Annotated in this window: 5 protein-coding genes and 1 pseudogene; all 6 read left to right on the forward strand. The window is 67.6% G+C overall.

Going from position 1 to position 5684, the window contains the following annotated elements:
• On the forward strand, window positions 1-139 hold a 139-nt coding region (locus DMC18_RS14920), incomplete at its 5' end, for a flagellin (RefSeq protein ID WP_255580381.1).
• A gap of 144 nt (window positions 140-283) precedes the next feature.
• Window positions 284-598, forward strand: coding sequence for a flagellar protein FlaG (locus DMC18_RS14925; RefSeq protein WP_146218085.1), 315 nt, complete (start codon window positions 284-286; stop codon window positions 596-598).
• 184 nt (window positions 599-782) lie between these two features.
• Window positions 783-1622, forward strand: a complete 840-nt coding sequence (locus tag DMC18_RS14930; RefSeq protein ID WP_110121793.1) for a flagellin — start codon at window positions 783-785, stop codon at window positions 1620-1622.
• A 103-nt stretch (window positions 1623-1725) separates the two neighbouring features.
• Window positions 1726-2280 (forward strand): UDP-4-amino-4,6-dideoxy-N-acetyl-beta-L-altrosamine N-acetyltransferase, encoded by a 555-nt coding sequence (gene pseH / locus DMC18_RS14935; protein ID WP_110133054.1) that lies wholly within the window; start codon window positions 1726-1728, stop codon window positions 2278-2280.
• A 106-nt stretch (window positions 2281-2386) separates the two neighbouring features.
• A complete protein-coding gene (locus DMC18_RS14940) occupies window positions 2387-5230 on the forward strand; it encodes a hypothetical protein (protein ID WP_110121795.1) in 2844 nt (947 codons plus the stop codon).
• Between the two features lie 67 nt (window positions 5231-5297).
• Window positions 5298-5684, forward strand: a pseudogene (locus tag DMC18_RS14945) (hypothetical protein); the annotation flags it as partial.

A 5684-nucleotide genomic window follows, 5' to 3' on the forward strand; every position in this document is an offset into this window, starting at 1 on the left:
CGTGGGCAACCTGGTCGACGCCGACCTGGCCAAGGAAAGCGCCAAGCTCCAAGCCCTGCAAACCAAGCAGCAGCTGGGCATCCAGGCGCTCTCTATCGCCAACCAGTCGACCGGCACGGTCCTGAGCCTGTTCCGATAAGGAACGAGCAGGGGGCGGTCCTCGCGGACCGTCCCCGCCTTTCCTTCGGCCTAGGCCGGGGAGGGGATAGCAGAGGCGCCGTCCTGACCGGCGGCGATAGGAGAGATGGAAAGCAAAGCCGCGCTGACGGCTCAGGTTCAAGAGTTGTCCGCGCAAAACCCGATCGTTTCGCCCACCGTCCCAGGCTCGTCCTCGGACGGCGATGTCGTTTCCGACGCCCGCAAGGCCGAGGCCCGCAAGGGCGCATCGACCGCCGCCGAACAGAAGGCCGACAACGGCCCTCAGCCCGGCGATCTGCGTCTGGTGATCGAGGAAGACATCGACAGCGGGGTCTACGTCTACAAGACGGTCGACCGGCGCACCGGCGAAACCCTTAAGCAATATCCGCGCGAAGACGTGCTGAGGTTCAAGGACGCCGCGTCCTACGGCCCCGGCAAGATCTATGACGGCCTGACCTAAGGCCTTATCGCGTAAGGATTTCCGGCCAACGCTTGCGGCGCGACGTCGCAGGCGTGTTATGGTTTACGCGCGTTAACCATATTCTTACCGCCGCAACGGCAAGTTCACGGTCGATCCTGCTCGGCCGCCGAATCGCGTACCGAGCTCCCTCGTAAGTCGGCGAGAACGCCGTTCGGAGATCGTGATGACGCTGAGCGTGAACACCAATCAGCCTGCGCTGATCGCCCTGCAGAATCTGAACAAGACCAACGAAGAGATGTCGGGCGTCCAGACCCGCATCAACACCGGCCTTGCGATCTCGAGCGCCAAGGACAACGCGGCGGTCTGGTCGATCGCTCAGGACCAGCAGGCCGACCGCTCGGCCCTGTCCTCGGTCAAGATGAGCCTCGACCGCGCCACCTCGATCGCCGACGTCGCCCTGACGGCCGGGGAGTCGGTCTCCGACCTGCTCAACCAGATGCGCGAGAAGGTGGTCGCCGCCAAGGACAGCTCGCTGTCGACCTCGGCCCGCAAGGCCCTCGACGCCGACTTCCAGGGCCTGCTGAGCAACCTGACCCAGGTGGTCGACAGCGCCACCTTCGACGGCGCCAACATCCTCGACGGCAGCCAGACCGCCTCCATCACCTTCCTGGCCGACGCCGACGCCCAGACCGTCATCTCGCTGAACCTGCAGACCCTGTCGCTGGGCAGCCCCAACAACAGCCTGGTCGCCGGCGACAGCATCGCCAGCCTGACCCAGGCCACGGCCGTGCTGACCCGCCTGGACTCGACCATCGCCTCGGTCAACCAGGCCGTCGGCTCGATCGGCTCGCAAGCCAAGCAGATCGACGCCCACAACACCTTCGTCTCCAAGCTGTCCGACGTGCTGGAGACCGGGGTGGGCAACCTCGTCGACGCCGACATGGCCAAGGAAAGCGCCCGCCTGCAGGCCCTGCAGGTCAAGCAGCAGCTCGGCGCCCAGGCCCTGTCGATCGCCAACAGCGCCCCGCAGATCATCCTGTCGCTGTTCGGCAGCGGCGGCTGAGGCTGCCGCTACGGAATTGTCACAACAAACGCCGGTCTTTCCCTAGGCCGGCGTTTTTTGCGTGGTTACTCTGTGCGTCGCGGCGCAAGGGGATTCGCTCGGCATGATCGAACTGCGGGACTTGAAGGACGAAGACGAGGCGGTGCTGTTTCAGTGGCGCGCCGAGCCCGAGGTCGATCGCTGGATGTCGGACGCCGCCTTCCCCAGCCGGGAGGCGCATGCGGCCTGGTTCGAATCTCTCAGCACCAATCCCAACATGCGCGGCTGGATGATCGTGCGCGCCGGCGCGCCGGCCGGCCTGCTGACCCTGACGGGCCTTTTGTCGCATCACCGCCGGGCCAGCTGGAACTGGTTCGTCGGCGCCGCCGACGCCCGCCGGCGCGGGGTAGGGCGGGCGGCCCAGGTTCTGGGCCGCGACCGCGCCTTCGGCGAGCTTGGCCTGCACAAGGTGTTCGCCGAGGTCATGGCCGACAACGACGCGGCCCTTAAGGCCCAGTCCGCCTCGGGTTTCCGCCGCGAGGGCTATCTGCGCGGCCACGTGCTGAAGAACGGCGAGCCGCGCGACGTGGTGCTGCTGGGCATACTGGCCGAGGAATGGGCGGGCCTGCGCGAAGAGGCCCGGCGCTCGCTCAGCGACGCCCACCTGATCGCGGCCTAAATCTCTCCGGGCGGTCGGCTTCCATTTACACGTCTTAACGAAACGTCAGCGTTCATAACCGTAGATTGCCGCTGTGTGGCGCATTGCGCCTTCCGTGGAAGCTGTTGTGATCACTTTCGACACCAGTTCGCTGCTGAGCTACTATCAGGCCAAGGTCGGCCTGACGGGCTCGACTGCGTCCACGACGACGACCACGGGGACGACCTCGTCGTCGTCCAGCAAGAAAGCCATTCCCGCCGCGCCCTGGACCACGGTGACCACCGAGGCCAGCGACCTGGTGAAGTCGGCGCTGAACGGCCGCAAGTTCATCGACGAGGGCGCCGCCGAGGCGGCTTCGCCCGGCATTTCCGGCGACTACAAGAAGCTGTTCACCGCCTATCAGGCCCTCAACACCCTGACGGCCATCGCCAGCCGGTCCAGCGAGAAGAACGTCTCCGACAGCGAGATCAAGCGCCTGCAGACGGCGATGACCAAGGGCCTGACGGAGCTGACCAACTACGTTCAGAACCTGAACGGCGAGAACATGCGCCTGACCACCGGCGCGGCCATGACCACCGACAAGTCGACGGTCGGCATCCCCAAGAACGTCTACGGCTACGTCACCAGCACGCTCTACAGCGGCCAGGTCGATGACGAGGTCCCGCAGTTCAAGGGCGACGTCAGTTTCGACATGGCGGTCACCAAGTTCGGCGAGACCACGACGCTGAAGATGGACCTGTCCGAGATGGGCTCCAAGCCGCGGACCATGGCCAACGTGGTCAGCTTCTTCAACGACAAGCTTTCGGCCGCCGGCTACAACACCACCTTCGCCGTCGAGCGCACCGCCGGCGTGGCCCGCACCACCACGGTCAACGGCCAGACGGTGAAGCTGCCGGCCACCGGCGACGACTTCGCCCTGCGCATCCGCGGCGACTCGATCGAGAAGCTGAACTTCACGGCCTCGGCGCCCAAGCCGGCCGTCTACATCACCACCGAGGCCGGCGACCCCGACCCGGACGACGACACCGACACCGACGACGCGGTCATCGAGAACACCCTGACCAAGTACGGCGCCGGCACGACCACCACGGCCGGGACCAAGGTGTTCTCCGACACGCTGGAAGGCACGGTCGCCAAGGTCCACAAGACCGTCACCGGCCCCGACGGTTCGATATACGTGCTGGCCGACGTCGAAAAGAGCGTCGAGAGCCAGACCATCAAGGGCGACCAGGACGTCGCCCTGCTGAAGTACGACTCGGCCGGCAAGCTGCTCTACGCCCGCAGCCTGGGCGCGGCCGACACCGCCACCGGCTATTCGATCGCCGTGTCGAGCGATGGCAAGGTGGCCGTGGCCGGCTCGGTGGCCGGCACCCTGACCGGCGCCACCACCGGCCCGATCAACTCCGACAGCAACGGCACGGTGACCGACAGCTTCGTGTCGCTGTACGACGCCAACGGCGACGAGAGCTGGACGGTGCGTCGCGGCGGTCTGCTGGAAGACGAGGCCACGGCCGTCGCCTTCGGCCAGGACGGCGTCGTCTACGTGGCCGGCCGCACCAAGTCGGACCTGCCCGGCGCCACCGGCTCGGCCTCGCAGGGCGGCTACGACAACTATCTGACGGGCTTCGCGGCCGACATCACCGGCACGCCCAAGGCCCTGTTCACCACCCATTTCGGCAGCGCCGAGAACGACACCGTCTCGGGCATGGTCGTCGATGGCGGCAAGGTCATCGTCGCCAGCAAGGAAGGCAGCGAGGCGATGCTGCGCAGTTTCGACGTCTCCACGTCTGTGGTGACCGAGAACCGCACGGCGCTGAACTCGGCCGGCGTCTACGAGACCAAGCCGGTCACCTACACCAAGGCCGCGACCATGACCGTGGGCGCGACGCGCGACCTCGGCACGCTGAAGGGCGGCGACATCGCCGGCCTGACCATCGACAACGGCCAACTCTATGTCGGCGGCTACACGACCAACGGCTCGCTGACGGTCAACAACGTCAAGTCGGCCGCCTCGGGCGGTTCTGACGGCTTCGTCGCGCGCGTGTCGCTCGACCTCACCAGCACGTCCGGCGACACCCTGGCCTATTACGGCGGCACGGGCGACGACACGGTCACCGGCATGGCGGTCTCCAACGGCCAAGTATGGCTGGTGGGCGCGGCGGGCAAGGACCTGGCGGGCCAGGCCACCGTCGGCACCAAGGACGGCTATGTCGCCCAGATCGACATGGCCACCGGCGACGCCACCTGGGAACAGCGCCTGACCGGCAAGGACGGCTACGCCACCCCGACCTCGATCGCGGTCGACGCCTCGGGCTCCAGCGCGCTGGACATCTTCGGCCTGCCGCGCGGGACGATGAACTACACCCAGTCGGACAAGATCGTGTCGGCGACCTCGGCGCGGCCGGGCGACACCTTCCAGATCCGCACCCGCGAGCGCGGCCCGCTGACCACCATCACCATCGGCGCCGACGACACGCTCGACACCCTGGCCGACAAGATCCGCCGGGCCTCGGGCTACGCCGCCAAGGTGTCGATCTCCAGCGACGGCAACATGCGCAAGCTGAAGATCACGCCGGCCTACAACACCTCGACCGTCGAGGTGCTGCCGGGCAAGGGCGACAGCAACGTGCTGAACGCCCTGGGCCTGACCTCGGGCATCGTGCGCAACACCAAGACCGACGACGGCCGCACCGTCTCGGCCGACGGCAAGGGGCCGGTCTACGGGCTGAAACTGCCGACCGAACTGGACCTGTCCGACGAGACGGCGCGGGCCACCACGGCCGACCTGCTGAAGTCGGCCACGGCGGCGATCCGCAACGCCTATCGCGAGATGGCCGACATCGCCAACGGCGTGAAGGCCGACGGCTCGACCACCACCTCGGGCAAGACCGGCGGCACGGCTCCGGCCTATCTGACCAACCAGATCGCCAACTACCAGGCCGCGCTGGACCGCCTGACCGGCGGCAGCTAGGCCGCGCATGGCCTTCGCGGCCGCCGTGACGCTTGAAACCGTCATCGACGCGTCGTAGCCAGGGGGCATGGAACTTCTCAAAGATCGACGCGTGCTGCTGGGCGGCGGAGCGGCCCTGGCGGTGATCGCGGGCCTGGCCGTGGCCTTCACGCTGATGGGCGGCAAGGATCGCAAGCCGGCCGAGGATCCGCCGGCCTCGCGCGGCGGCCTGATCGTCGAGACCGGCCGTTCGGACGACACCAAGCTGAACGACCCGGCCCGTCCGCTGCGCTGCTTCGTCGGCGGCCAGTTCGTCGGCGAGACCACCCTGGCCGAATGCGCCAAGAAGAACGGCGTGGCCACCGGCGCCCTCGACGTCGGCGTCGACGAGACCGGGGCCCTGGCCGCGGCCGACCAGGCCGGCACCGTGCTGACCCCGCTGCCGCCGCCCACCGTGACGGCGCCCGTCGCCACG

It is taken from the genome of Caulobacter sp. D5, from assembly GCF_003185805.1.
Classification (GTDB): domain Bacteria; phylum Pseudomonadota; class Alphaproteobacteria; order Caulobacterales; family Caulobacteraceae; genus Caulobacter.